The 25,604-nt window shown below is 42.3% G+C and carries 23 protein-coding genes; 14 read left to right on the forward strand and 9 right to left on the reverse strand.

Features of this window, described 5'->3' with window-relative positions:
* The first annotated feature begins 8 nt into the window (after positions 1 to 8).
* Positions 9 to 434 carry a response regulator gene (locus V7K69_RS13695; RefSeq protein ID WP_442936142.1) on the forward strand — a complete coding sequence of 142 codons (426 nt, stop codon included), beginning with the start codon at positions 9 to 11 and terminating at the stop codon, positions 432 to 434.
* Positions 435 to 439: 5 nt separating this feature from the next.
* A complete protein-coding gene (locus V7K69_RS13700; protein ID WP_335035245.1) occupies positions 440 to 2,728 on the forward strand; it encodes a hybrid sensor histidine kinase/response regulator in 2,289 nt (762 codons plus the stop codon).
* 118 nt (positions 2,729 to 2,846) lie between these two features.
* On the opposite strand, the gene ychF is transcribed toward V7K69_RS13700, so the two are convergent.
* From ychF to yidD, 3 genes are all read right to left on the reverse strand, one after another.
* Positions 2,847 to 3,938 carry a redox-regulated ATPase YchF gene (gene ychF / locus V7K69_RS13705; protein WP_335035130.1) on the reverse strand — a complete coding sequence of 364 codons (1,092 nt, stop codon included), beginning with the start codon at positions 3,936 to 3,938 and terminating at the stop codon, positions 2,847 to 2,849.
* A 45-nt stretch (positions 3,939 to 3,983) separates the two neighbouring features.
* Positions 3,984 to 4,181 carry a hypothetical protein gene (locus V7K69_RS13710; protein WP_185581254.1) on the reverse strand — a complete coding sequence of 66 codons (198 nt, stop codon included), beginning with the start codon at positions 4,179 to 4,181 and terminating at the stop codon, positions 3,984 to 3,986.
* Between the two features lie 198 nt (positions 4,182 to 4,379).
* Complete coding sequence (gene yidD / locus V7K69_RS13715; RefSeq protein WP_012412579.1) at positions 4,380 to 4,616, reverse strand: membrane protein insertion efficiency factor YidD; 237 nt, start codon at positions 4,614 to 4,616, stop codon at positions 4,380 to 4,382.
* Positions 4,617 to 4,677: 61 nt separating this feature from the next.
* Here yidD and V7K69_RS13720 point away from each other — a divergent pair, with 61 nt between their 5' ends.
* Positions 4,678 to 5,379 (forward strand): diacylglycerol/polyprenol kinase family protein, encoded by a 702-nt coding sequence (locus V7K69_RS13720; protein WP_335035133.1) that lies wholly within the window; start codon positions 4,678 to 4,680, stop codon positions 5,377 to 5,379.
* 289 nt (positions 5,380 to 5,668) lie between these two features.
* Positions 5,669 to 6,373, forward strand: coding sequence for a Uma2 family endonuclease (locus V7K69_RS13725; RefSeq protein WP_335035135.1), 705 nt, complete (start codon positions 5,669 to 5,671; stop codon positions 6,371 to 6,373).
* Between the two features lie 52 nt (positions 6,374 to 6,425).
* Here the strand turns inward: V7K69_RS13725 and miaA are convergent, their stop codons facing one another.
* Positions 6,426 to 7,334, reverse strand: coding sequence for a tRNA (adenosine(37)-N6)-dimethylallyltransferase MiaA (gene miaA, locus V7K69_RS13730; RefSeq protein ID WP_335035137.1), 909 nt, complete (start codon positions 7,332 to 7,334; stop codon positions 6,426 to 6,428).
* 197 nt (positions 7,335 to 7,531) lie between these two features.
* Between miaA and gyrB the strand changes: the two genes are divergently transcribed.
* From gyrB to rpoD, 3 genes are all read left to right on the forward strand, one after another.
* Positions 7,532 to 9,469, forward strand: coding sequence for a DNA topoisomerase (ATP-hydrolyzing) subunit B (gyrB, locus tag V7K69_RS13735; RefSeq protein WP_335035139.1), 1,938 nt, complete (start codon positions 7,532 to 7,534; stop codon positions 9,467 to 9,469).
* Positions 9,470 to 10,029: 560 nt separating this feature from the next.
* Entirely contained in the window at positions 10,030 to 10,179 is a 150-nt protein-coding gene (locus V7K69_RS13740) for a hypothetical protein (RefSeq protein WP_335035141.1), read from the forward strand.
* Positions 10,180 to 11,061: 882 nt separating this feature from the next.
* Entirely contained in the window at positions 11,062 to 12,231 is a 1,170-nt protein-coding gene (gene rpoD / locus V7K69_RS13745) for an RNA polymerase sigma factor RpoD (RefSeq protein WP_012412585.1), read from the forward strand.
* Positions 12,232 to 12,373: 142 nt separating this feature from the next.
* Here rpoD and V7K69_RS13750 read toward each other — a convergent pair whose 3' ends face one another.
* From V7K69_RS13750 to gyrA, 3 genes are all read right to left on the reverse strand, one after another.
* Positions 12,374 to 12,559, reverse strand: coding sequence for a chlorophyll a/b-binding protein (locus V7K69_RS13750; protein ID WP_069073374.1), 186 nt, complete (start codon positions 12,557 to 12,559; stop codon positions 12,374 to 12,376).
* 305 nt (positions 12,560 to 12,864) lie between these two features.
* Positions 12,865 to 13,332 (reverse strand): GNAT family N-acetyltransferase, encoded by a 468-nt coding sequence (locus V7K69_RS13755; RefSeq protein WP_335035144.1) that lies wholly within the window; start codon positions 13,330 to 13,332, stop codon positions 12,865 to 12,867.
* A 6-nt stretch (positions 13,333 to 13,338) separates the two neighbouring features.
* Positions 13,339 to 15,846: a DNA gyrase subunit A gene (gyrA, locus tag V7K69_RS13760; RefSeq protein WP_335035146.1), complete on the reverse strand. Its 2,508-nt coding sequence runs from the start codon at positions 15,844 to 15,846 to the stop codon at positions 13,339 to 13,341.
* 326 nt (positions 15,847 to 16,172) lie between these two features.
* Between gyrA and V7K69_RS13765 the strand changes: the two genes are divergently transcribed.
* A complete protein-coding gene (locus V7K69_RS13765; RefSeq protein ID WP_335035148.1) occupies positions 16,173 to 16,580 on the forward strand; it encodes a response regulator in 408 nt (135 codons plus the stop codon).
* Between the two features lie 228 nt (positions 16,581 to 16,808).
* On the opposite strand, the gene V7K69_RS13770 is transcribed toward V7K69_RS13765, so the two are convergent.
* Entirely contained in the window at positions 16,809 to 17,696 is an 888-nt protein-coding gene (locus V7K69_RS13770; RefSeq protein WP_335035150.1) for a tetratricopeptide repeat protein, read from the reverse strand.
* A gap of 145 nt (positions 17,697 to 17,841) precedes the next feature.
* Between V7K69_RS13770 and V7K69_RS13775 the strand changes: the two genes are divergently transcribed.
* From V7K69_RS13775 to V7K69_RS13800, 6 genes are all read left to right on the forward strand, one after another.
* Complete coding sequence (locus V7K69_RS13775; RefSeq protein WP_335035153.1) at positions 17,842 to 18,480, forward strand: TetR/AcrR family transcriptional regulator; 639 nt, start codon at positions 17,842 to 17,844, stop codon at positions 18,478 to 18,480.
* Between the two features lie 268 nt (positions 18,481 to 18,748).
* Positions 18,749 to 19,303 (forward strand): hypothetical protein, encoded by a 555-nt coding sequence (locus V7K69_RS13780; RefSeq protein ID WP_335035155.1) that lies wholly within the window; start codon positions 18,749 to 18,751, stop codon positions 19,301 to 19,303.
* Between the two features lie 100 nt (positions 19,304 to 19,403).
* A complete protein-coding gene (locus V7K69_RS13785) occupies positions 19,404 to 20,993 on the forward strand; it encodes an efflux RND transporter periplasmic adaptor subunit (protein WP_335035157.1) in 1,590 nt (529 codons plus the stop codon).
* A 138-nt stretch (positions 20,994 to 21,131) separates the two neighbouring features.
* Positions 21,132 to 22,412 (forward strand): ABC transporter permease, encoded by a 1,281-nt coding sequence (locus V7K69_RS13790; RefSeq protein ID WP_442936139.1) that lies wholly within the window; start codon positions 21,132 to 21,134, stop codon positions 22,410 to 22,412.
* A gap of 30 nt (positions 22,413 to 22,442) precedes the next feature.
* Positions 22,443 to 23,114, forward strand: coding sequence for an ABC transporter ATP-binding protein (locus V7K69_RS13795; RefSeq protein WP_335035159.1), 672 nt, complete (start codon positions 22,443 to 22,445; stop codon positions 23,112 to 23,114).
* Between the two features lie 116 nt (positions 23,115 to 23,230).
* Positions 23,231 to 24,643, forward strand: a complete 1,413-nt coding sequence (locus V7K69_RS13800; RefSeq protein ID WP_335035161.1) for a TolC family protein — start codon at positions 23,231 to 23,233, stop codon at positions 24,641 to 24,643.
* A gap of 117 nt (positions 24,644 to 24,760) precedes the next feature.
* On the opposite strand, the gene V7K69_RS13805 is transcribed toward V7K69_RS13800, so the two are convergent.
* On the reverse strand, positions 24,761 to 25,408 hold the full coding sequence (locus V7K69_RS13805) for a cupin domain-containing protein (protein WP_335035163.1): 648 nt from the start codon (positions 25,406 to 25,408) through the stop codon (positions 24,761 to 24,763).
* Between the last annotated feature and the right edge of the window lie 196 nt (positions 25,409 to 25,604).

Raw genomic sequence — 25,604 nt, forward strand, 5'->3', positions numbered from 1 at the left:
CAGCGATTATGCCTATTGAGGTTTTGTTAGTAGAGGATAATCCTGGCGATGCCCAACTTACACGCATCGCCCTAGAAGATAGCGAAATCTCGATTCACTTGAATGTGGTCGAAGATGGTGTGGAGGCAATGGCATTCTTGCGGAAACAGGGAAAATACGTCAAAGCAGCCCATCCCGATATTGTGCTGCTCGATTTTAACTTGCCCCGAAAAGATGGGCGGGAGGTACTGGCAGAAATCAAAGCAGACGAAAACCTAAAACGCATTCCCGTAGTAGTTTTGACGACTTCCCAAGCTGAAGAAGACATCCTTAAAGCCTATAATTTATCTGCAAACTGTTACATAACTAAGCCAGTAGATTTCGATCAATTCGTTAAAATTGTACAATCAATAGAAAATTTTTGGTTTGCGATCGTAAAACTGCCACCGGAGTAATGGAAATGGCAGGTAAAAATATTAAAGTCTTGTTAGTAGAAGATAACCCCGGTGATGTTTTTTTATTACAGGAGTTTTTAAAGGAAGTTACCACAGTTGTAGTTGATTTGATGCCTGTTGAGCAGCTTTCGGAAGCAATTAACTACTTAGCAAGGGAAATTTTTGATGTAATTCTACTAGACCTCTCGCTGCCAGATAGCCAGGGGCTAGAAACATTTATTATCGCTCACCATCAGGCAAAAGCCACTCCCATAATTGTGTTGACGGGTATAAACGATGAAACCCTAGCAATTAGGGCAATGCAAGAAGGAGCGCAGGATTATTTGGTGAAAGGGCAAGTAACTGGCGACTTGCTGGTGCGTTCCATGCGTTATGCCATCGAACGTCAACGAGCAGACGACGCATTGCGCCATAGTGAAGAGCGATTTCGGGTTGCTCTAAAAAACTCTCCCATCTTTGTCTACAACCAAGATATAGAGTTACGCTACACCTGGGTTTACAATCCCCCATCTGGATTGACAGTTGAGGAAATATTGGGCAAACAAGACTTGGATATCATCCCAGTTGAAGATGCTCAACGTCTTACCACAATTAAACGTGAGGTGCTAACCACTGGCATAGGAACGCGAGAGGAAGTATCAATTACAATCAAAAATACAACTCGATATTACGATTTGACAGTTGAGCCATTGCGGAATGAGTCGCAAGAAGTTGTAGGCGTGACATGCGCCAGTATTGATATTAGCGAACGACAAGCTGCGCTACGCGAACGCAAATTGGCAGAAGAAAAAATCCGCGAACAAGCGGCATTACTAGATGTCACCACTGATGCCATTTGCGTGCGAGATTTAAACAATAAGATTATTTTCTGGAACAAAGGCGCAGAAACACTTTATGGCTGGCAAGCTAAAGAAGCTTGGGGCAAAAATGCTATTGAGCTTTTGTTTGACGAACCTTCCCCAGAAATCGAAGCGGCTCTTTTACAAGCTACTATTAAAGGTAAGTGGCAGGGCGAGTTAACTAAACTGACTAAAATGGGTAAGGAAGTTCTTGTTGCTAGTCGCTGGAGTTTGGTGTGCAGCGAACAAGGAAAACCTAAAGCGATTCTCACCGTTGACACAGATATTACCGATAAAAAACATCTAGAAGCCCAATTATTTCGCGCCCAACGCTTGGAAAGTATTGGTACTCTAGCTAGTGGCATTGCTCACGACCTCAACAATATCCTGACACCAATTATGGCAGGAGCGCAATTGTTACCACTCAAATTTCCCGATGCAGATGAGCGGACGCACCATCTACTGGAGATTTTGGAAATCAACGCTAGACGCGGGGCTGATTTAGTTAAACAGGTGCTGTCCTTTGCACGGGGTGTAGAAGGAAAGCGTATCACTTTGCAATTTAGACATCTGATTGTGGAAGTTGCCAAGATTCTTAAAGAGACATTTCCCAAATCCATACAAATCAGTACCGATGTCCTGCAAGATTTATGGATGGTTTCTGGAGATAGCACCCAACTGCATCAAGTATTAATGAACCTCTGCGTTAATGCCCGCGATGCAATGCCAAATGGCGGTAATTTAAGTATTATTGCTGAAAATCTGTTGATTGACGAAAATTATACCCGCATTAACCTGGAAGCCAAAGAGGGGCCTTACATAGTAATTACTGTCTCCGATACTGGAGTTGGAATTTCTAAAGAAATCTTAGATAGAATTTTCGAGCCATTCTTTACCACAAAAGATGTTGGAAAAGGCACAGGGTTAGGACTTTCCACCGTGCTGGGAATTATTAAAAGCCACGGTGGTTTTGTGAACGTCTATAGCGAACTGGGAACTGGCACTAGCTTTAAGGTTTACTTGCCAGCAGTGGAGGGAATGGAAACATTTACTCCCGAAGAATTGCCACCACAGACGGGACATGGAGAATTGATTTTGATTGTGGATGATGAAGTTGCAATTCTTGAGATTACCAAAACATCACTGGAAACTCATAACTACAAAACCCTAATTGCCAATGATGGCATTGAAGCGATCGCACTATACGCTCAAAACCGGGATAAAATTAGTGCCGTACTGATGGATATTATGCTACCTTTACTCGATGGTTTAACTGCCATCCGTACCCTGCAAAAAATTAACCCCAAAGTCAGAATTATTGCCAGCAGTGGACTTATGTCTGAAAATAAGCTCAATGCAATAGCTGCTATTGGTGTAAATACATTTTTGGTCAAGCCCTATACTGTCAATGAATTATTGGTTTCTTTACAGAAAGTACTATCGGGAGCCAACTAAATACATAATAATCCAGATTGCTGGTTTATTTGCGATCGCCTAACAACTTCCTTAAGGAGTGTCAGGGTTTATAAGTTGACCATTATCTGATTGATAACGGTCACTTAATTAATTACCCCTACACATTAAATCGGAACAACATTACATCCCCTTCTTGGACAACATACTCTTTCCCTTCACTGCGAACCAACCCTTTTTCCTTCGCAGCATTCATCGAACCGGTTGTTACCAAATCTTTATAAGCGACAGTTTCAGCGCGAATAAATCCCCGCTCAAAATCACTGTGAATTACACCAGCAGCTTGAGGTGCAGACATTCCCGCATTAATTGTCCAAGCGCGGGTTTCTTTGGGGCCGCAGGTGAAATATGTCCGCAAGCCTAGAAGCGAGTAAGTTGCCCGAATCAACGATTTCAAACCGCCTTCTTCCACACCTAAAGACGCAAGAAAATCAGCTTTATCTTCCTCTTGTAATTCCACTAATTCAGCTTCAACTTGAGCCGAAACTATCACAACTTGGGCATTTTCTGTTGCTGCGATTTGCCGCACTGTTTCCACAAAATGATTACCAGTTGCCAACTCATCCTCAGATACATTCGCGGCGTAGATAATCGGTTTATAAGTGAGCAAATCCAGCCCTTTAATAATTACTTCTTCTTCTTCATTCAAACTTACCTGACGCACCGATTTACCTTCATTTAAAGCCGCAGCTAATTTTTCTAAAACTGTGATTTCAAACTGTGCATCTTTGCTGGTACGAGCTTGTTTACGAGTTCGATCAATTCGCCGCTCAATTTGTGATAAATCTGATAGACCCAATTCTATATTAATGATTTCAATATCTCGTGCTGGATCAACAGAACCAGCAACGTGGATAATATCGTCATTTTCAAAACAACGTACCACATGGACGATCGCATCAACTTCCCGGATGTGGGACAGGAATTGATTCCCTAGTCCCTCACCCTGACTTGCACCTTTAACTAAACCGGCAATATCTACAAATTCCACCCGCGCCGGGATAGTTTGTACCGAACTGGCAATCTTAGCAAGAACATTTAACCGTTCATCCGGTACTGCGACAACGCCGACATTCGGTTCAATCGTGCAAAAAGGGAAGTTAGCTGCTTCTGCCTTGGCATTAGCAACTACAGCATTAAATAAAGTAGATTTTCCGACGTTGGGAAGTCCGACAATTCCGGCTCTTAGCATTTTGGATTTTAGATTTTGGATTTTGGATTACATTACCAAGGTAATCTAAACAGGTTCCGGTATGGTTTGGGGAATTGGCCCTGGAACTGTTTGAGGAATGGGAGCAGGTACTGGTTCTGGTACAGGCCCCGGTAAGGGTTGAGGTATCGCTGGTCCCGGTACAGGTTCGGGACTAGGTAGCGGATTCGGGCCAGGAGTAGGAATTTGTGGTTCAGGTATAGAAATCGCAGTAAAATTAATCATCGTAAGTCTAAATTAAATTATTCAACCTTTCCACGCTAGATGACAACCTCATCTGTTGACATCTCCCCAAATACCTATACCCACGAACACATCCTTTAATAATTTACCCCTCTTCTCATTCTCTGCGCCCCTCTGCGCTTCCCTCCGCGCCCCTTTGCGTTTAAACTCCAACCTCAATTCCCCACCATTTGCACAAAACTACTCCTCCTTAACCTTTTCCACCACCTCTGGGACTGGATCGTAACCACCTGGATGGAACGGATGACAGCGCAAAATCCGCCGAGTTGCCATCCAGCTACCACGTAACACTCCAAATCGTTCAATAGCTTCAATAGCATACATCGAACAAGTTGGTTGAAAGCGACAAGTCGGGAGAAACAATGGCGAGATAAACATTCGGTAGCCCCGAATCAGCCAAATAAATAATAGTTTCATTGCAGTTACCTAAATCTTATAAATTAGTAACAGAGGTAAAATTTTTCATTTTGTTACATCTTTGTTGATTACATTTTCTGACTTAACCTCAATTCCGGTTTTATGGCTGCAAATTGCGATTACTGCAATTTGGGTGTTACTCATCCTTCTGATTGCAGGGTTGGTAAACCGCTTTGCCGACAAGCCAGAAATCGTGCGGAAGATAGTTCATATTGGCACTGGTAATGTAATTTTACTTGCCTGGTGGCTCGATATCCCCGCCAGTGTAGGGATTACAGCTTCTATTTTAGCGAGTGCAATCACCTTATTATCCTACCGATTGCCTATTCTTCCTGGTATTAATAGCGTTGGGCGGCAAAGTTTCGGGACATTTTTCTACTCTGTCAGTTTCGGTATTTTAGTTGCTTGGTTCTGGTACTTACAACAACCCCAGTACGCAGCACTAGGAATTTTGATCATGACTTGGGGAGATGGACTAGCAGCCTTAATTGGGCAACGCTTTGGTACACACAAGTATAAAGTCTTTGGCACACAAAAAAGTTGGGAAGGCTCCCTAACTATGATGCTCGTTAGCTATTTCATCAGTATTTTGATTTTAGTTGGAACTCAAGGAAACAGTTGGCAAACTTGGGTAATATCACTCGTGGTTGCATTTATCGCTACAGTTTTAGAGGCTTTTTCTTTTTTGGGTATTGACAATTTGACAGTCCCTTTGGGTAGTGCAGCCCTTGCCTTCTTTTTAAGTCAGTTAGTCTATTTCTAATTGAGCAAACAAGAGATACTTGCCCGATACGTTTCTCTAAATATCTAGTTCAAAGGATATGGGAGCAAAAACATAGATTTAATGGGCTGAGATAGCGATCGCACCCATCTTCAGCTAGTATCAAGTTCTGCAAGCCAATGGTGTACAGGATGACACACTATTATTGTTTGCTTAAGATTCCATTGATGACTAATCCTTATAATTTTTCAGTATAAAATATTGAGTCAATGCACTCTTCTATCCCCAATCAATTAACCTAGAAATAACGCTCTTAATACTGGATAAAGTCATGGTTCAGGAAGTTCTAATCAATGATGATGATTACTATGTGCCAGATGCTAACCAGCTAATCACTGAAAATGACACTTTAGATAATTTTGCTACTTCCAAACAGAAACGCCTTTTAATTGGCTGTCTTTACAGTTCTCTACAAAACCAAACTTTTTTAGCTGAAGCTAATGTAGGTATTTACTACACAGACCTTCAGCCCCCCATTGTGCCTGATATCTTTCTCAGCTTAGATGTCCAAGTACCTCAAAATTGGTGGGAGAAACAAAATCGTTGTTATATGGTTTGGCGTTTTGGCAAACCTCCAGAAGTTGTCCTCGAAATTGTCTCTAATAAAGAAGGTGATGAACTCGGCAAAAAACTGCAAATTTATGAACACATGCGGGCTAGTTACTACATCGTATATGACCCAAATCAGCAATTAGCAGAAAAAACTTTGTATGTTTATGAACTAAGGGGAACACGCTACTTTGAAACTTCAGAAACTTGGTTAGAACAAGTTGGTTTAGGCATAACTCTATGGGAAGGTAAATTTGAAGATAGACAGAATACTTGGTTACGCTGGTGCTACCAAGATGGTACTGTTTTGCTCACTGGAGATGAAGGTGCAGAACAGGAACGACAACGCGCCGAACAAGCTGAACAACGCACCCAAATTTTAGCAGAACGGCTACGAGCTATGGGCATCGATCCCGACACTCTCTAGGACACTCATGTAAAAACGCGAAAATTTTTGCGTCTTTACATGAGCAAAAATCTCACGAAGAATGAGTGCAATTTGTAAACTCATTTATCCTGTGCCAAACCTTCTCTAATAATTCAGGATCATTCGCATCAAACCATTCAATTTTGGGATATGCGCGAAACCAAGTGCGTTGTCGCTTGGCAAATTGCCGTGTATGCAAAACTATTAACTCTTTCGCTTCATTTAAGGAAATATCCCCAGCTAAATATTGTTTGATTTCTTGATAGCCCAAAGTATTCAACAAAGACAAATCAGCGCCATATTTTTGACAAAGGTATTCTACCTCAGCAACCAAACCATTTGCTATCATTTGGTCAGTACGCTGTTTAATCCGATTCCCCAACTTTTCAACATCGCAATCCAAACCAATTTGCAAAATCGGATAATTCGGTGGATTCTCCCCTTGTTGTTGGGAAATCGGGTATCCAGTAACATAATATACCTCTAATGCTCTTAGAGTTCGTACTGAATCATTAGCATGAATTTTTTGTGCTGCAACGGGGTCAACTTGTTGTAACATGGCGTAGAGTTGAAGCTGACCTAGAGATTCAAGTTGCGATCGCAATTCAATTTGTGGTGCAACTCTCGGAATTTTCATCCCTTGAACAATGGAACGGATATATAAACCAGTACCACCAACTAGCAAAAGTGGCGTAACATCAACAGAAGCAATTAACGCTTGTGTTTGTTCCTGGTAGTCTGCTACTGTCATCGTGTCTGTGGGATCGCAGATATCTATTAAATAATGCGGCACTAATTTTTGTTCAGCCACAGTTGGTTTTGCCGTCCCAATATCAAACTTACGGTAAACTTGACGAGAATCGGCACTAATAATTACAGAACCCAACCGCATCGCCAAAGCCAAAGCCAAACTCGACTTACCCGTTGCCGTCGCCCCACAAATCACAATTAATTTAGTCATTAGTCATTAGTCATTAATTTTCTTCCCTTTCTCCCCTGCCTATCTTTGCCCCTATTGCACGGTAGTGCAACCCTAGTATAAACTTCTCTTGAAAATGCCCTACAGACGCTAGCAAGGCTTTTGTGTTACAATTTTGGAGTGTTTTTGCTTTTAATTAATTTTAGGCGAGTTTAACCCCACGCATCAGGAGAGTTTACATGACGAGCAGTTACAGTGCCGATCAGATTCAAGTTCTGGAAGGTCTGGAAGCCGTCCGCAAACGACCAGGAATGTACATTGGTACCACCGGGCCGCGAGGACTCCACCATCTAGTTTACGAGGTGGTGGACAATTCAATCGATGAGGCTTTGGCGGGTCATTGCACTCATATAGAGGTGGATATCAACGCTGATGGTTCCGTGACTGTAACAGATGATGGTCGCGGTATTCCCGTCGATACTCACTCGCGCACCGGAAAATCGGCTTTGGAAACCGTGATGACGGTACTACACGCTGGTGGTAAGTTTGGCGGCGGTGGCTACAAAGTTTCTGGAGGATTGCACGGGGTTGGTATTTCTGTTGTGAATGCCCTATCTGAAGTTGTAGAAGTTACAGTTTGGCGAGATAAAAAGGTTCATCTCCAACGCTATGAACGCGGTATTCCAGTTACCGAACTGCAAGCAAAGCCTTACAAAGAAGCGAGAACTGGAACTTCTGTCACCTTCAAGCCAGATACCCAAATCTTTACAACTAGCATTGAGTTTGATTACATCACTTTATCAGGTCGCCTACGGGAGTTGGCGTATCTGAATGCAGGTGTCAAAATTACCTTTACTGACAACCGTTTAGAACTACTAAAAAGCGATACACCGAAGGTAGAATCCTACAATTACAAGGGTGGGATCAAAGAGTACATTGCTTACATGAACCGTGAGAAGCAACCCCTGCATGAAGAAATTATCTATGTACAGGGCGAACGCAACAACGTACAAGTGGAAGTTTCCTTGCAATGGTGTACTGATGCTTATACGGATAATGTGCTAGGTTTTGCTAACAATATTCGTACCGTGGATGGTGGTACGCACTTAGAAGGGTTGAAGGCAGTTCTGACTCGGACATTAAATGCGATCGCCCGCAAGCGCAATAAAATTAAAGAGAATGAAACTAACCTCAGTGGCGAACACGTCCGCGAAGGTTTGACTGCGGTAATTTCCGTTAAAGTCCCAGACCCAGAATTTGAAGGACAAACCAAAACCAAACTCGGTAACACTGAAGTCCGGGGGATTGTCGATTCTCTGGTGGGAGAAGTCCTCACCGAATATCTAGAATTTCATCCGGCGATCGCAGACTCAATTTTAGATAAAGCTATCCAAGCTTTCAAAGCCGCAGAAGCAGCGCGTCATGCGCGGGAATTAGTTCGCCGCAAATCTGTACTAGAATCTTCGCCATTACCTGGTAAATTGGCAGATTGTAGTTCTCGTGACCCTAGCGAATCTGAGATATTCATCGTAGAAGGCGACTCAGCAGGTGGGAGTGCCAAACAAGGACGCGATCGCCGCACTCAAGCTATCTTGCCTCTACGTGGTAAAATTCTTAACATTGAAAAAACCGACGACGCTAAAATTTATAAAAATAACGAAGTTCAATCGTTAATTACAGCCCTCGGTTTAGGTGTCAAAGGTGATGAATTCGATTCTACCCAACTGCGTTATCACCGCATAGTCATCATGACGGATGCTGACGTAGATGGGGCGCACATCCGTACTTTGTTGTTAACATTCTTCTATCGATATCAACGAGCGCTCATCGAACAAGGCTTTATTTATATTGCTTGTCCCCCATTATTTAAAGTAGAACGGGGACGTAATCATGAGTACTGCTATAGCGATCGCGAAAAAGATCAAGTGATCGCCAAATTCCCTGCTAACGCCAACTATACCATCCAACGCTTCAAAGGTTTGGGTGAAATGATGCCACAACAACTCTGGGATACCACCATGAACCCAGAAACCCGCAAAATGAAGCAAGTCGAAATTGAGGACGCTGCCGAAGCTGATCGCATCTTCACAATCTTAATGGGCGATCGTGTCGCACCCAGACGAGAATTTATCGAAACTTATGGTTCTAAACTCAACTTCACCGATTTAGATATTTAATATCAATTCTCTACCACGACTCGAATAATTTGTAACATTGGTAATGAGTGATACGTTTTCACTCATTACCTTTTTTATATCCTAAGCTTCCAGAAAAATACTTCTTTTGGGTGATGACAAAGCAAGATTTCATAAATGCTTTATACACCTGTGCCTCTGCGGTAGCCTTTGGCAAGCCCTATGTTATTCCGTAACTCTTACGTAAACTTGAAATTAGTGATGTTCATATAATCTGCTTATTGTCAATATCTAATGAAAATTCAATTTTCTAGTGTTAGCAACAATACCAACTTTGTTGGAGAATTAGTTATAACAATACTTTTTGCACAGACTAGCTGATTAATTTTGTCCACCAACTAGAAACACATTTGTTATGCTTTAAGAAAATCACTGAATATTCATCTATCAAACAGCAATTAATAAGTATCTTGAGGATTTCTCATCATAAGATGACAGAAACTTACCGAAATAAAAGTATTGAAATTTACAATTAAGTTACGCAATCCAGCTTTGTAACTAAAATCATCAGGTAATTTTCTGGGTTCTCTCAGCTTGAGAGAATGGCTACTAGAAGCACACACCATCTGGCTGAAAACTTGTTAATATCTTCATATACTGCCGTAGCGATCGCTGTTGTATCGTATGTATCTAATGAAGTTTTGCCAGAAATAGGACTATATTGGCAAATTCACAGGACAAATTGTTTTTGAATTGATTAAAATATCCTTGTATACAATAAGAAGAGTTTGTCAAGTTTCATAGGGCTGAAATCGCCACAGTGCGCTAACGTGTGAATAAGACCGAATTAGTTAAACCTAAATTGATCTGCCATCAGGTCGATATGCTACAGCCTCAACTCCTCAGTTAAGGTAATTAGTAAGCAGAAGGTTAACTCTTTAAGGGAAGCACCCTCACCCTGGTTGTATTTACCCAATCGAAAGACTAGCTTTAATCTCAGAAATGCGTAATTTATGAAGGAAATGTAAAAATGGGTAGATTAATACTTGTCGTCTGAGTTAACATATAATGCACTCTTTCTAAGTAATTAATGTTGTGTAAAATACATGAAATCGAGCAGGAGCAAGCGTACTTACTTTGTAATGTAATAAGAACGTCACTGCAATTCCGAAAAGTAGAGAAAAAATTTCAGGGTATAACTCTTGTTTTTAATGTCTTTTTGGTAATAGTGACTAATAATTACTCTGGGAGTTCATGATTAATACACAAAAAGAGTGCAATTTCTGTGAAACAGGCTACAATCGGAAGAGTCTTTATAAGAAAATCTGCCAGCAGTCTGAACTCATTAGTATAGAGTGGCAAATTTTTTCAGAAAGACGAGTATTTTTTTTGACCAGTTAGTTGAAAGCAATATGTGATAGCAACACATATAACATTTACTAGGGTGAGCAAATCACTTTTAGAAATGGCTTAAACTAAAGTAAAAAAACCTCCTATCCGGAGGTGCAAAAGCTCCGAAAATATTTCTGGCAAATCTGCTAAAAAGATTATTTTCGGTTGACAATTGGCTCGTTTAAAAGAGCAGTAAACACATCTTGAGTAATTGATTCTGCAAGGAGCATGAGGAACGCGGCATGAACCAGGCTAACAACGTACTCGAAAGCATATATCAGCCTGACCTAGAAATAATGAATCAGCCTGAGCTCGAGTTAGAAGAACTCTTAATAGATGATGAAGAGGACTTGCTTATCATCGATGAAGGTGACGATGAATTTTTAGAGCCTCAGTCTGATGAGGACGACGCAAAGTCTGGAAAAGCCGCTAAATCGCGTCGTCGGACACAAAGCAAGAAAAAGCACTATACAGAAGATTCCATTCGGCTTTACTTGCAAGAAATTGGTAGAATTCGGCTGTTGCGGGCAGACGAAGAAATCGAATTGGCGCGAAAAATCGCCGATTTGCTGGAATTAGAGAGGGTGCGGGAAAGACTCTCAGAACAGTTGGATCGCGATCCTCGAGATAGTGAATGGGCAGAAGCAGTACAACTGCCCTTACCAGCTTTTCGTTATCGCCTGCACGTTGGTCGCAGAGCGAAAGATAAGATGGTGCAATCTAACCTCCGTCTTGTGGTTTCAATTGCTAAGAAGTACATGAATCGTGGTTTGTCGTTCCAAGACTTAATTCAGGAAGGCAGTCTCGGTTTGATTCGTGCCGCTGAAAAGTTTGACCACGAAAAAGGTTATAAGTTCTCCACTTATGCTACATGGTGGATTCGTCAAGCAATTACCCGCGCGATCGCAGATCAATCCCGCACAATTCGTCTTCCAGTTCACCTTTACGAAACCATCTCTCGGATTAAGAAAACTACCAAGTTACTATCTCAAGAAATGGGTCGCAAACCAACCGAGGAAGAAATCGCTACTCGGATGGAAATGACAATTGAGAAGTTGCGGTTTATTGCTAAATCTGCCCAGTTGCCTATTTCACTAGAAACGCCTATTGGTAAAGAAGAAGATTCTCGGTTAGGCGATTTTATTGAATCTGATGGTGAAACACCAGAAGACCAAGTTTCTAAAAATCTTTTGCGCGAAGACCTTGAAAAAGTCCTCGACAGCCTCAGCCCCCGCGAACGTGATGTCCTCAGACTGCGTTACGGCTTGGATGATGGTCGGATGAAGACCCTTGAGGAAATCGGCCAGATTTTCAACGTCACCCGCGAACGGATTCGTCAAATTGAGGCGAAGGCACTTCGTAAGTTACGCCACCCAAATCGTAACAGCGTTCTCAAAGAGTATATTCGGTAGTCAATTAGTTATTAGTCATTGGTCATTAATGAATAAACAAATGACAAATGACAACTAACAAATGACAAAACAAATAAAAAACCTGGTAGTGAATTAGCACTCCAGGTTTTTTTATTTATAGGTCATCTTTAGATACTAAAACTTATAGGATGCCCCAAAAATGTAGAAAGCCTTGACCAGAAAAAACTTCAACCAAAATAGCTGCTGAAAAGCCAATCATTGCCAAGCGACCGTTCCAAATTTCTGCTTGTGGGGTAAAGCCCCAGCGCCAAGCGTTGCGATCTTCAATTACAGGAGTAGTGACTTTTGTTGTGCTTGCATTTGTCATGGTTCGGACTCCAAACTTGGTTTTTAAGGTTTATTGCCTTATGTAAACTAATATAACAAATATTTTTAGAAAGGCAACATTTTTTATACTTTTGTTTCCATACCTTGACATAAATAGAAATAGCTATTTATACAGATTAAAACATCAGCCTTCAGTGAGATTTGCTGAAGTATAAAAAATATTATCTAGATTTTAGCCTTATCAACAATAATATATTATTGAAATTAATTATCAAGTATTTTATGTGTATTGCTTGATTTAAATAGACTTTATTATTTTGAATTAAAAAATATTGAGAATTTAGGTCAGTACCAGACAATTTCCATTTCTTTTGAAGTCAAAACAAAATCAAGCTTCTTGTAGATACGTTTACCATCCTCAGTAGCGTGAAGCCAGAGGCGTTTTGCCTCAGTTGCTCTCATAAAGGTGATAATTTCCTTTAACAAAGCTGTAGCAATTCCCTGTCCTCGCCACATGGGAATTGTATAAACGTTCATAATGTAGGCTTCTAAGCCTGAGAGATTGCCGTTGTAAGGGGGCCGTTGAAAAAATACTAAGCCGCTAGTGGCAACAATTTGACTATCCACTTCAGCTACCCAAGCTAAAAACTCACCCAACGGCATTTTTTCGCCCAGATATTTTCGATTTGCTTCTGCTAGGTTTGCAGTGTCAGAGTCACCTTTAATTTCGCCAACCTCCCGCAGGAGTTCGAGACGCAGTTGGATTAGCGCCTCTAAATCCTGCAAGTTGGCTTGTCGCAAGTTGAACATCATTCTGATTTACGATCGCACTTCAGCCACAGTGATGATTTTTTCATCGCGGTTGAGTTGGATGATACTTTCACCTTTGACATCTCGGCCTAAAATCGGCACTGTTTCCACAGGTATCCGCACTACCCGTTCCTTATTCGTCACTAAAGCTACCTCGCCAGATGCGATGGCTATGACCATACCAGCTAAATTATCAGTTTTGCTAGCAAATTTTAGCGCCTGCGTGCCTAAATCACCGCGATTAGCCGCTCTTAACTGACTCGCAGCCATCCGTTTGGCATATCCTTCTTGAGTAACTAGCAGCAGTTGGTCATCTTTACCGACAGTGACACAGCCAACCATTTGCTGATTTCTCAATAACCGAAACGCTTGCAAACCCATTGCTGTGCGACCCATAACCGGTAACTGTTCATCATTGGCTGCAAAGCGCAACACTCGCCCACCAGAACTAGCTAAAATCAGATGCGCCCCTGGAGTGGTGAATTGGGTAAATGACAATTCATCATCGTCTTTGAGCTTTAAAATCGTGATTCCGCGCCGCGTCAAGTTCGTAAATTCTCCCAGAGACAGACGCTTAATTCGTCCCTGTTTTGTTAAGAGAATCATCTGCTGAGTTTCGAGATTGTCCGGCAGCAAAAAGCGGCTGATTACAGCTTCTTGAGCGCCTTGAGCAGTATTACTGAGCATAGTAATTAAAGGTTTTCCCCGTGGAGAACGCCCAGTAGTTAGCGGAATTTCTCCCACATTCACAGGATAGACTTTGCCGCCACCGGTTAGTATTAGCAAGTCTTTTTGGGTGTCAGTCAACACAGTTTGGATAATAAAGTCATTATCATGGAGACCATTTTCAGCTTTTGACTTTCTCCCAGATGGTTGGGTGCGGCGGACATAACCCCGTTGGGTAAATTCTAAAATTGCTTCTTCTGCCGGTTCAGAAGATTTAAGTTCCTCCTCCTCTGCCCCTCTGCTACTCTGCCCCTCTGCCCTAAACTTCTGCTCCTCTGCCCTAGACTTTTGCTCCTCTCCAATTTTCGTCCGCCGGGGATCGCTGTACTTACGCTTGAGCGATCGCAAATCTTTTTTCAGCGCTTTGAGTAATTCGCGGCGATCGTTGAGTAATTGCTCCAGCAAATTAATTTGTCCGCTTATCTGCTCAAATTCCTGCTGCAAATTTTGCTGTTCTAAACTGGTGAGGCGACGCAACGGCATAGCCAAAATTGCATCTCCTTGTACCTCACTCAAATCCAGTCGGCTACAAAGATTTATTTTTGCCGTACTCCCATCGGGAGCTTGGCGCAAAATTTGAATTACCTCATCCAAATTAGACAGCGCTTTTAGCAAACCTTCTACCAAATGCACACGACTTTGGGCTTTCTCCAACTCGTAATTGTAGCGACGGTTCAGCGTCTCTTCTCGGAAACTCAAAAATTCTTGCAAAAGTTGACGCAAACTTAATTGGCGGGGTTGTCCATCCACTATTGCCAGGAGTATTGCGCCAAACGTCACTTGCAAAGCAGTTTGGTGATATAAATGCTGGAGAACTTCTTGGGGATTGGTATCACGTTTGAGTTCAATTACTACTCGCATCCCTTCGCGATCGCTCTCATCTCGCAGATCAGAAATTCCTTGCAAACGACCTTGATTTACTAAGTCTGCTACCTTCTCAATCCAGGCTGCCTTATTCACTTGATAAGGTAATTCTGTAATGATAATTGCCGTCCGTCGCTTGCTTCCCCTACTGGCTGGAATTTCCTCTAAAGCCGCGACTCCCCGCAGCAGAATCCCACCTTTACCTGTGGTGTATGCTTCCCGAATTCCCGCTTCACCAATTATTTCTCCACCGGTGGGAAAGTCTGGCCCTGGAATTAGCTCGAATAACTTTTCATCTGGCAAATCTGGGTTGTCGATTAGAGCAATTAACCCATCGACAATTTCCCCCAAGTTATGGGGTGGAACATTCGTCGCCATTCCCACGGCGATCCCAGAACAGCCATTGAGCAACAGAAATGGCAACTGAGCAGGTAAAACCGTTGGTTCTTGCTGGGAATTATCAAAGTTCCCGACAAATTCCACCGTCTCTTCGCCGATTTCTGTCAGCATTCCCTCATGACTGATCGGTGCGAGGCGCGTTTCTGTGTAACGCATCGCTGCTGGCGGGTCATTATCGACGCTACCAAAGTTACCGTGTCCTGCTAGCAAAGGATAGCGGCTAGAAAAATCCTGCACTAGCCTGACTAAGGCATCGTAAACAGATTGGTCGCCGTGGGGATGGTATTTACCCAACACATCACCCACTACACGGGCACATTTTCGATAGGGTCTATCTGGTACTAAACCGAGTTCGTGCATTGCATACAAAATACGTCGATGCACTGGTTTTAAGCCATCACGCACGTCTGGTAGCGCTCGCCCGACAATCACGCTCATGGCATATTCGAGATAAGACCGTTGCATCTCGGTGTGCAGGGCTGTTGGAATTACCTGTCCCGTTGAGAGAAGGTTTAACTGTTTTGCCATGAGTTTTTTCCCTGAAATTTAACTACACAAAAGCCGGCGGAACTCAATATTGCAGCAACCACAGCATAACGGATGAAATGGGATTCCTAACAAAATATTGATAGTCATAGAAGAAAAAGCAGTAGTATCATCCTTGATGACAAAGAGTACATACACTATTAAAAAGGAAACAGATAGCAGGTAGCTGTTTTAATCGAATGATAATCTGCTGCACATTTAATTTGTATAGGCTTTATAGCCAGAATACCTGCCATGACTGCATTTATCTCATTTTTAATTTTGAATTGCTTAATCCCCTCATCTCTACCTCTATAACTAAAAATCTCATGAAAACTGTTTTAATTGTCGAAGACGATCTAATTAATGCTCGCGTTTTTTCCAAAATTTTGTCCAAGCGCGGCGGCTTGGGAGTGAAACATACTGAAAATGTAGAAGAAGTAATAAAAATTGCCCAATTAGGAGAAGCCGACCTGATTTTAATGGATGTTTCTCTGTCCAGAAGTGTTTACCAAGGGAAATCTGTTGATGGAATCAAGATTACACAGATGTTAAAATCCGATCCAAAAACAGCGCACTTACCTGTTATTTTGGTGACGGCACATGCTATGGAAGGCGATCGCGAGAATTTTCTCAAGCAAAGCGGCGCTGATGGCTACATTTCTAAGCCAGTTGTTGACCATCAACAGTTTGTTGACCAAATTCTCGCACTTCTACCCACAGACGACAAATCATAATTGACGGCTGATTCCAGGAATATTCGCCCGCAAAGGTTTTTGGGCGACTATTTCCTGTATTTAGTTAGTATAGATGTACTACGAAAAGGTACTATTAGGCAAGTGGTAAATAGGAAATGGGGAATGGGGAATGGGGAATGGGGAATTGGGCATTGGACATTGGACATTGGACATGAAGAAGAGACAAGGACTTGTTCCCCTGTCCCCCTGCCCCCTGCCCCCTACTCCTTATTGAGTAGGCTGTTTCCCAGGAGCTGATGATGAGTTTTCTGGTTGCTGTAAAGCTGCTTGAATACGGGGTAATTCTAGGAATTTTTTCGTATCAGACAATAGGCGATCGCCCCAAAGATTTTCTTTAAGAAAATTCAAACTACCATAGCGCTGATCGATGCGGAGTGCAGCTTCTCCCATTGTTAGACCTTGTTGGCGATCGCCTTTCGTATACAGTGCCACTGCCAAAGCTAATAAAGGTTCTGCGGCTTGCTTATCAAGGGTTACAGCAGATTGCCATCGCTTAATCGCTTCAGAAGTATTGCCCTGTTCGTAGTTGATTAAGCCAATATTATTGAGCGCTGGCCAGAATTTTTTATCTTGAGAGACTGCTTTATCGTACTGTGCGATCGCATCTGGCAATTTACCCAGTAGATAGTAAGCATTACCCAAATCAAATAACCCTTCTGGATCGTTGGGTTTTAACTTCAAACCGTCTTGGTAATTGACAACCGCCGCTTGGTAATTTTTCTGCTGAAAATTAGCTGAACCCAAAGCAAACAAAATATCACCATTTTTGGGGTTGATAGATTGCGCTTTTTTTAAGCTAGCGATCGCCGCGTCAAACTCTTTGGTTTGTAGTTGCAATCCACCTAAAAGCAACCATACTTTATCATTCTTCGGAGCCAGTTGACTAGCCAGCCGCGCTCGTGGCAAAGCTAATTCAACCTGTTGAAACTGAGCTAGTTGAGCCGCCTCTTGTGCCAGGCTCAACCCCTGCTTCTCTAACTTTGTCCCATCTAGTTGCAGTATATGGGGTATTAATGCCTGCGCGTTAGCGGCTTTTGGCATACTCCACAAACTACAGACCATTAGAAAAGAAATCAAACGAACATGTTTAGGCACATTACCGCCTTTAAGCCACTAATCAAAGAATCTTTCAGCTAGCTTAAACGATCTCCGCTCTTGACGGCAGCAAAATCTTACCTCATTAGTTATTGACATTCCCATCACAAAGGCAATATATTAATAAGTAATTACTCACTTATTTATGGCTCGTGTACCCAAAATCACCAATCAGCAGATATTAGAAGCGGCTCGTCAAGTTTTCCTACAACAAGGATTTGGTGCTTCAACCTTAGAAATTGCTCAACAGGCAGGTATTTCTGAAGCTTCAATTTTCAAGCGGTTCTCAACCAAAGAAGAATTATTTTTTGCGGCGATGGGAATTCCAGAAAAACCCGTATGGGTGAGCGAGTTAAAATCTCTTAGTGGCAAAGGCAATCTCAAAGAAAACCTAATCAATATTTGCTTCCAGATTATGGAATTTTATCGTGAGGTGCTGCCTCAGATCGTGATGCTGCGATCGCGAGGCAATGCGTTTCCAGAACTTGGAGGTAAAGAACCACGACCCATACAAGATTTCAAAGCACTGACCGCTTTTCTAGAGTATGAAATCAACCAAAATCGCCTTCGCCCTTGCGATCCCCAGACAGTGGCTCATATTTTACTCGGCTCGTTGATGAACTATGTTTTCTTAGAGCAGATTTCGTCTCAAAAAAGTATAAAAGAAGACGATTTCATAATAACAGCTTACTTAAACTCTGGAGATCGTGGTACAGAAGTATCAGTATTTATCCAAAATTTTGTGGATATTATCTGGCAAGGAATTGCACCAATGCAGGATTAAATTTAAAAAGATTGGGCATTAAATATTAATTATTCTCCCTTATCTCCCCATTAAAAACTGATGACTTTGGTCATACATAAGTCTCGAATTACTAATGACTTTCGTCATACATTGGTTTCAACTTTTTGATCGATAATTATTATGTATGAATTTATACGATGAGGGAAATGTCAAACATATTGATACCCACACAAAGGCAACGATCTAAGTATTGCTGAATCTAAACCTCAGCAGAATAGAAATTTAATACTAATAAGGATTTAATTTCATGTTGAAACCAAACCGTATATCAATAGTCTTAGCTGCTGCTGCCCTGATAATTGTTCCCACTCTTTTGACTGCGCCTGCAAGTGCCCAGACGAAAGTCTATGTTGTTGGCGATCGCGATCAAAATTGGGATCGCGACGGCAGATCCTATCCTGGAGAAGTCCGAAACCCTAGAGATCGGGATAATAATTGGAACCACGACGGCAGATCCTACCCTAGAGAAGTCCGAAACCCTAGAGATCGGGATAATTGGAACCGTGACGGCAGATCCTATCCTGGAGAAATCCGAAACTCTAGAGATCGGGACAATTGGAACCGCGACAACCAATCCTATAGCAGAGTAGTCAGACTTGGTAATGGTGACATTAGATATCCCAACGGGCAAATTATTCCTGCTAGATCCATAGTTAGACTGCGTAACCAAGGTTACTTCAGACTTCCCAACGGAGATATTCTTCTTCCCAATCAGGAAATTGTTCCTGCTGGAAGATTAGTGAGAGTGCGTGATGATTATTTCAGACTTCCTAGTGGGTTGGTACTGCAAATAAACCTTTAAAACACTAAAAACTCAAAATCATTGTGAGTATAGGGCTACCAGGCTATAGTTTAGCCGTGAATAACTGGCTCGGTAGCCGTTCCTTATAGATAAAATGGATATGAAAATTGATACACCAAATACCGTAGATTCATCAGTTTTAGTTCCAGAGGTAAAGAAAAAAAAGGGCAAACGAAATTGGCTCTCTTGGCTAATTGCTTTTTGCCTTTTGGGTGGAATTGGCTATGCAGTTTATTACCAAGTAGCCGTTGTTTCCCAGCAACAAGCCAGTCGTCGGGTGCTGACAAGACCTGTACAAAGGCAGAGTTTAACAATCACAGTTTCAGCGAACGGAACAGTGAAGCCTGAGCGGTCAATTAACCTCAGTCCGAAAAATTCTGGCATTTTAAAAACACTGCTAGCGAAGGAAGGGGATCTCGTCAAACAAGGACAGATTGTCGCTTACATGGATGATTCCAACCTGCGGGGGCAACTTACTTCTGCTCAAGGGCAATTAGCACAAGCCGAAGCGAATTTACAAAAAGCGATCGCAGGTAATCGTCCTCAAGATATTGCTCAAGCACAAGGAGTATTGGACGAAGCCCAGGCGAATCTGCAAAAGGTACAAGCAGGCAATCGCTCTCAAGATATTGCCCAAGCACAGGCACGCTTGCAAAGCGCTCAAGCCACACTTCGCCAAGCAGAAGACGATTTTGTTCGTAATCAACAGCTTTACAATGCAGGCGGTATATCCCTTCAGACTCTTAACCAAAACCGTGCCACTCGTGACAGCGCTCAAGCTAGTGTAAATGAAGCACAGCAAGCACTGGGATTGCAAAAAGCTGGGTCACGTCCAGAAGACATTGAGCAAGCACAAGCTGTAGTGAAGCAGAGACAACAAGCATTGGCACTTCTGAAAGCAGGAACGCGCCAAGAAGATATTAATGCAGCCCGCGCCCAGGTAACATCTGCTCGTGGTTCGTTGCAAAACATCCAAGCCGAAATCAATGACACAATTATTCGCGCCCCTTTTGATGGGGTGGTGACAAAGAAATTTGCCGATCCCGGCGCTTTTGTGACACCCACAACTGCTAGTAGTGAAGTAGCTTCTTCATCTTCTTCTTCGATCTTGTCTCTAGCTTCAACCAATGAAGTTGTCGCAAATTTAGCGGAAACAAATATTTCCAAAATCAGCCTTGGTCAAAAAGTCTCGATTACAGCAGATGCCTACCCAGGAAAAACCTTTGAAGGTAAAGTCAGCCAAATCGCCGCCCAAGCAATAGTAGAACAAAACGTAACCAGTTTTGAAGTGAGAGTATCACTTTCAGACCCTCAAAGATTACTGCGGTCTGGGATGAATGCAGAAGTAGATTTTCAAGTCGGTCAGGTTGAAAATGTTTTAGTAGTACCAACCGCATCAGTTGTGCGACAACAAAATGCCACAGGTGTATATGTGACTGGAGCAGATAACAAACCTGTTTTTACTCGCATCGAGACTGGTGTCACCGCAAATAACTTTACCGAAGTTAAGTCTGGATTGACAGGAAACGAGAGAGTATTACTCAGTTTCCCACCAGGGTCGCGTCCGCAATCAACACCACGAGGAGGAGTTTTCCCTGGCGTGGGAGGAGGCGGTGGAACTGGTGGTGGCGGTGGTGGAAGAGGAGCCGGTGGCGGCGGTGGTGGTCGTTCAGGCGGTGGTTCTCCTTAGTTTTAAGTCAATACGGTTGGGTTAACGCTTAACTCTTTGTCATAGTCAATTTTTTTAACGAACCGCAAAGGACGCAAAGGACACAAAGGAAGAGAAGAAATGCTTGACTCAATTGTATTGAGTTTGAAATAAAACCTTATGTTTAAGATATTTAAGGGCTTTTACAAAGCTAAGAAGACCCGCACAGTACCGTTGCTGGAAATCTTGACAATGGCGGCAGAGACATTGTGGAGTAACAAATTACGCACAGGTCTAACGATGTTGGGCGTGATTATTGGGATTTCATCAGTCATTGCCATTACTTCTGTTGGTCAGGGAGTGCAAAAGGGCGTAGAGCAACAGATACAAGCATTGGGTACAGATGTGATCCAAATCTTAGCGGGTGCTGCCAGAAGCGGGAATGTCCGTCAAGGAGTCGGTTCTAGCAGCACCTTGACCTGGGAAGATGCAAAGGCGATCGCTACACAAGCACCATCAGCACAGATGGTTTCTGCTTATCTCCAACGCAGCGCTCAAGTTGTGTATGCAGGACAGAACACCTCAACAACCATTTATGGCACAGATTTAAACTATCCAGAAGTCAGAAATACTCACCCCCAGCAAGGGAGATATTTTACTCAAGAAGAACTAGATACTGTCGCACAGGTAGCGATTCTTGGCCCTACAGTTCAGAATACACTCTTTGGACAGGGTGCAAATCCTATCGGCGAGAAAATTCGCATTCAGGGAGAGGCTTATCAAGTGATTGGGGTGATGGAACCTAAAGGCTCTCAGGGGCCGATGGATCGAGATGATCAGGTTTTCATTCCTCTAACTAGTATGTCGAAGAGACTGGTTGGGAACAATGCTTTGGTAGGCGTTTCTGTAAATGGAATTTTAGTCAAAGGTGCTAATCAGGAGCAGTTAGAAGCTGCTCAGTTTCAAGTTACCAATCTCTTACGTCTGCGTCACAACATTTATCCACCGCAAGCTGATGATTTTCGGCTGACTAATCAAGCTGATATTGTTAGCACTTTTACTAGTGTTGTCGGCTTATTTACAGTCATGGTGGTAGCGATCGCTGGTATTTCGTTAGTAGTTGGTGGAATTGGGATTGCCAACATTATGCTAGTTTCCGTAGTTGAGCGGACGCGAGAGATCGGGATTCGTAAAGCTGTAGGAGCCACCAATTCGGCAATCCTGAATCAATTTTTAGCTGAAGCGATCGTAATTTCCATTCTTGGCGGATGTATTGGGATGGCCACTGGGATTTTATTAGCCTTTATAGCTTCAAGTATTTTTAAATTTCCCTTTGTCATTTCTTTCTTGTCGATTATTGCTGGATTTGTACTCTCATTGAGTGTTGGCTTAGTCGCTGGGGTAATTCCAGCACGAAACGCATCTAAATTAGATCCAATTAATGCTTTAAGAAGCGACTAGATAATTCGTAATTCGTAATTCGTAATTAATATGACAACGATGATTTGGATGGAATCTATTACTAAAACTTACTATTTAGGAGAAGTTAGTGTTCCAATTCTTAAGGGAATTGAACTTTCTATAGAGGAAGGGGAATATGTCTCGATTATGGGTGCGTCAGGTTCGGGTAAATCCACACTGATGAATATTTTGGGATGCCTGGATCGTCCGACAACTGGAGACTATATTTTTGAAGGGAGAAACCTGACGACTTTTGATGATGATGAATTAGCGTATATTCGCAACCAAAGAATAGGTTTTGTTTTTCAACAATTTAACCTATTGGCGCGGGCAACAGCACTGGAAAACGTTATGTTACCAATGGTTTATGCTAACTTACCCAAGCCAAAACGCCGTGAAAGGGCATTAGAAGCCCTGGAAAAAGTAGGATTACAGGGACGCATAGCTAACCGTCCTAGTCAACTATCTGGGGGACAACAACAACGGGTAGCGATCGCTCGTGCTTTAGTCAACCGACCTGCATTAGTTTTGGCAGATGAGCCAACAGGAGCTTTAGATACTGAAACTTCTCATGAGGTGATGAATTTGCTGACAGAACTTAATGACCAAGGAATCACAATTGTAATTGTCACTCATGAACCAGATATCGCTGCTCAAACCAAAAGGATTATTCGAGTTCAGGATGGCTTGATTGTTGGGTAATTTGTTAATATCAACCCTTAGAGGAGGAATTTAAACTTTAAATTTCTATAGGTCAATCAAGATAAAAACTTTTGATTGTGTCCTCCAAAAACCTAACTAATGACTACATCTAGATTATGAATTTTAGCTTATTATTTGTGCATTCTACCTGGGTTGGTGTTGCATTTGCGATTCTTTTTCCAGCTTTAGCAAGTGCAGTAACTCCGCCAAAACCGCAGAATAACTCAAGCTCTGTGCAGGTTCCTGATTACCTCAACCCTAATCCTAATCCTCTGCAATTTCCTACTAAACCCCAGGAAGTAAGGATTCAGGGAACTGTGCCAATCACTTTGGCACAAGCTTTGGAACTAGCACGACGCAATAATCGAGATTTACAGGTAGCAATATTACAGCTAGAACGCAGTCGTTCAGCCTTACGTGAGTCTCAAGCTGCCTTATTTCCTACTTTGGGAATCAACAGTAATTTGACTAATAGTGGTAATGGTTTTACTAATAATTCATCTCAATCCAGCACCTCTTTTAATGGTTCAGCACAACTGAATTACGACCTTTATACCTCTGGTAATCGACAAGCGGCAATCCAAGCAGCTGAAGAACAATTACGTGTAGATGAATTGAATGTTGAAAGCCAGTCTTTAATAATTAGATTGAATGCCACGACTCAATACTACGATTTGCAACAAGCAGATGAACAAGTAAGAATTAACCGAGCTGCTGTAGAGAATGCCCAGGCTAGTTTGCGAGATACTCAAGCCAGAGAACAAGCGGGAGTAGGTACGCGGTTCGATGTGCTACAGGCTCAGGTGAATTTAGCAAACGCCCAACAACAACTAACTAATGCTATCTCGCAGCAACAAATTGCCCGTCGTCAGCTTACCACCACGTTAAGTTTGTCCCAGTCAGTTGATATCAGTGCCGCAGATCCTGTACAGTTAGTTGGTCTTTGGCCGCAGACGGTAGAACAAAGTATTGTCCAAGCGTTTCAAAATCGTCCAGAATTGCAACAGCAATTAGCACAACGTAACATTAGTGAGCAACAGCGACGACAAGCACTTTCACAGCTAGGGCCGCAAATTAGTTTGGTCGGCAACTACAACCTGCTAGATCGCTATGATGATGGTGTCGGGATTACTGATGGCTATTCAGTGGGGCTCCAAGGAAACCTCACTTTGTTTGATGGAGGAGCAGCAAGAGCAAGGGCGGCTCAGTCAAGAGCTAATATTGCGATCGCAGAGAGTCAATTTGCCACCCAGCGTGACCAAATTCGCTTTGATGTAGAACAATTCTATTCTCAATTGCAATCTAATTTAAATAATGTGCAGACTTCTAGTGTGGCTTTAAATCAAGCCAGGGAAGCTCTGAATTTAGCAAGGCTGAGGTTCCAAGCTGGTGTGGGTACTCAAACAGAGGTGATCTCTGCTGAAAATGACCTGACAAGAGCAGAAGGTAATCGAGTCACAGCTATTTTGGATTACAATCGCGCTTTAGCTAATTTGCAAAGATCAGTTACTTCTAGAGGATCGAGCTAAGATCAGCCCCTTTGGGGCTTCTATTTGTGGATGGGATTATATCATCACCTCGCTATTAAGTACAATTTCATAGAGAATTGGTATTAGCCACAGACAGAATGCCGGAGTTTCCATTTGTTATGCCTTCTTACCTGCTACTGGTTCAGCTATATTTTCCATATCGACCAGATTCCATTTTAAACCTTTACTCCTATATATACGTTTCTGCAAATTTGGATAGTCACCGATATCATGGTCTAGCCTTTGACCAACTACTATACATTTAAATATAGAATTGCTCGTGTTTGTCAGCTTATGCGGCTTACCACCAGCGCGATATCCAATAAAATCTCCTGCTTTAACTGGATAAATGCTTTCTCCAATTGTTGCCTCAGCCTCTCCCTCAAGAACGTATACACACTCTTCTTCGTGATAGTGCATGTGAAGCTCCGTTGATTCACGTCCAGGCTCTACTTCAATGATGTGGAAACCGATATTTTTTAAACCTGTCAAATCTCCTAAAGACTTATTCAGTCTGCAAGCATTGGAGTTGAGAAAATGTGTTTTTTCTAGTCCTTCATAAGACTCAATCTCTTCTTTGGTGACTAAATACTTTTCCATTTCTTGATACCAAGGTGTTAAGAAAATTTGATGGTGAACAAGCAAAGGGCCTAAACCTGGATTTCTCACTTGTGAGAAATGAGCGTGAGTGTGGGGGGTGTGGGGAGTGTGGGGAGAAAGAGGAGGAATTGAATAACTATCAATGAACGCTGCATTGCCTCCCACACCTCCCACACTCTCCACACAATACGTGAGAAATTCGGGTAAAGATGAATTAAGACGGAAGTTAAAATAGGTTCAAGGGTTCTATCTCAGTAGAAGGAATCGCTTCTATTTGTGGATGGGATTATATCATCACGTCCTTATTAAGTGCAAGTTAATAAAGAATTGGTATCAGTCGTAATCTAGTTAAAGCTGAGAA

This window comes from Nostoc sp. (genome assembly GCF_036917775.1).
Lineage (GTDB): Bacteria > Cyanobacteriota > Cyanobacteriia > Cyanobacteriales > Nostocaceae > Nostoc.

Bases quoted from the DNA above. Each gene is read 5' to 3' on its own strand.
- V7K69_RS13695 (WP_442936142.1), top strand. From the start codon at position 9: ATGCCTATTGAGGTTTTGTTAGTAGAGGATAATCCTGGCGATGCCCAA.
- V7K69_RS13700 (WP_335035245.1), top strand. From the start codon at position 440: ATGGCAGGTAAAAATATTAAAGTCTTGTTAGTAGAAGATAACCCCGGT.
- ychF (WP_335035130.1), bottom strand. From the start codon at position 3,938: ATGCTAAGAGCCGGAATTGTCGGACTTCCCAACGTCGGAAAATCTACT.
- V7K69_RS13710 (WP_185581254.1), bottom strand. From the start codon at position 4,181: ATGATTAATTTTACTGCGATTTCTATACCTGAACCACAAATTCCTACT.
- yidD (WP_012412579.1), bottom strand. From the start codon at position 4,616: ATGAAACTATTATTTATTTGGCTGATTCGGGGCTACCGAATGTTTATC.
- V7K69_RS13725 (WP_335035135.1), top strand. From the start codon at position 5,669: ATGGTTCAGGAAGTTCTAATCAATGATGATGATTACTATGTGCCAGAT.
- miaA (WP_335035137.1), bottom strand. From the start codon at position 7,334: ATGACTAAATTAATTGTGATTTGTGGGGCGACGGCAACGGGTAAGTCG.
- gyrB (WP_335035139.1), top strand. From the start codon at position 7,532: ATGACGAGCAGTTACAGTGCCGATCAGATTCAAGTTCTGGAAGGTCTG.
- V7K69_RS13740 (WP_335035141.1), top strand. From the start codon at position 10,030: ATGGCTACTAGAAGCACACACCATCTGGCTGAAAACTTGTTAATATCT.
- rpoD (WP_012412585.1), top strand. From the start codon at position 11,062: ATGAACCAGGCTAACAACGTACTCGAAAGCATATATCAGCCTGACCTA.
- V7K69_RS13750 (WP_069073374.1), bottom strand. From the start codon at position 12,559: ATGACAAATGCAAGCACAACAAAAGTCACTACTCCTGTAATTGAAGAT.
- V7K69_RS13755 (WP_335035144.1), bottom strand. From the start codon at position 13,332: ATGATGTTCAACTTGCGACAAGCCAACTTGCAGGATTTAGAGGCGCTA.
- gyrA (WP_335035146.1), bottom strand. From the start codon at position 15,846: ATGGCAAAACAGTTAAACCTTCTCTCAACGGGACAGGTAATTCCAACA.
- V7K69_RS13765 (WP_335035148.1), top strand. From the start codon at position 16,173: ATGAAAACTGTTTTAATTGTCGAAGACGATCTAATTAATGCTCGCGTT.
- V7K69_RS13775 (WP_335035153.1), top strand. From the start codon at position 17,842: ATGGCTCGTGTACCCAAAATCACCAATCAGCAGATATTAGAAGCGGCT.
- V7K69_RS13780 (WP_335035155.1), top strand. From the start codon at position 18,749: ATGTTGAAACCAAACCGTATATCAATAGTCTTAGCTGCTGCTGCCCTG.
- V7K69_RS13785 (WP_335035157.1), top strand. From the start codon at position 19,404: ATGAAAATTGATACACCAAATACCGTAGATTCATCAGTTTTAGTTCCA.
- V7K69_RS13790 (WP_442936139.1), top strand. From the start codon at position 21,132: ATGTTTAAGATATTTAAGGGCTTTTACAAAGCTAAGAAGACCCGCACA.
- V7K69_RS13795 (WP_335035159.1), top strand. From the start codon at position 22,443: ATGACAACGATGATTTGGATGGAATCTATTACTAAAACTTACTATTTA.
- V7K69_RS13800 (WP_335035161.1), top strand. From the start codon at position 23,231: ATGAATTTTAGCTTATTATTTGTGCATTCTACCTGGGTTGGTGTTGCA.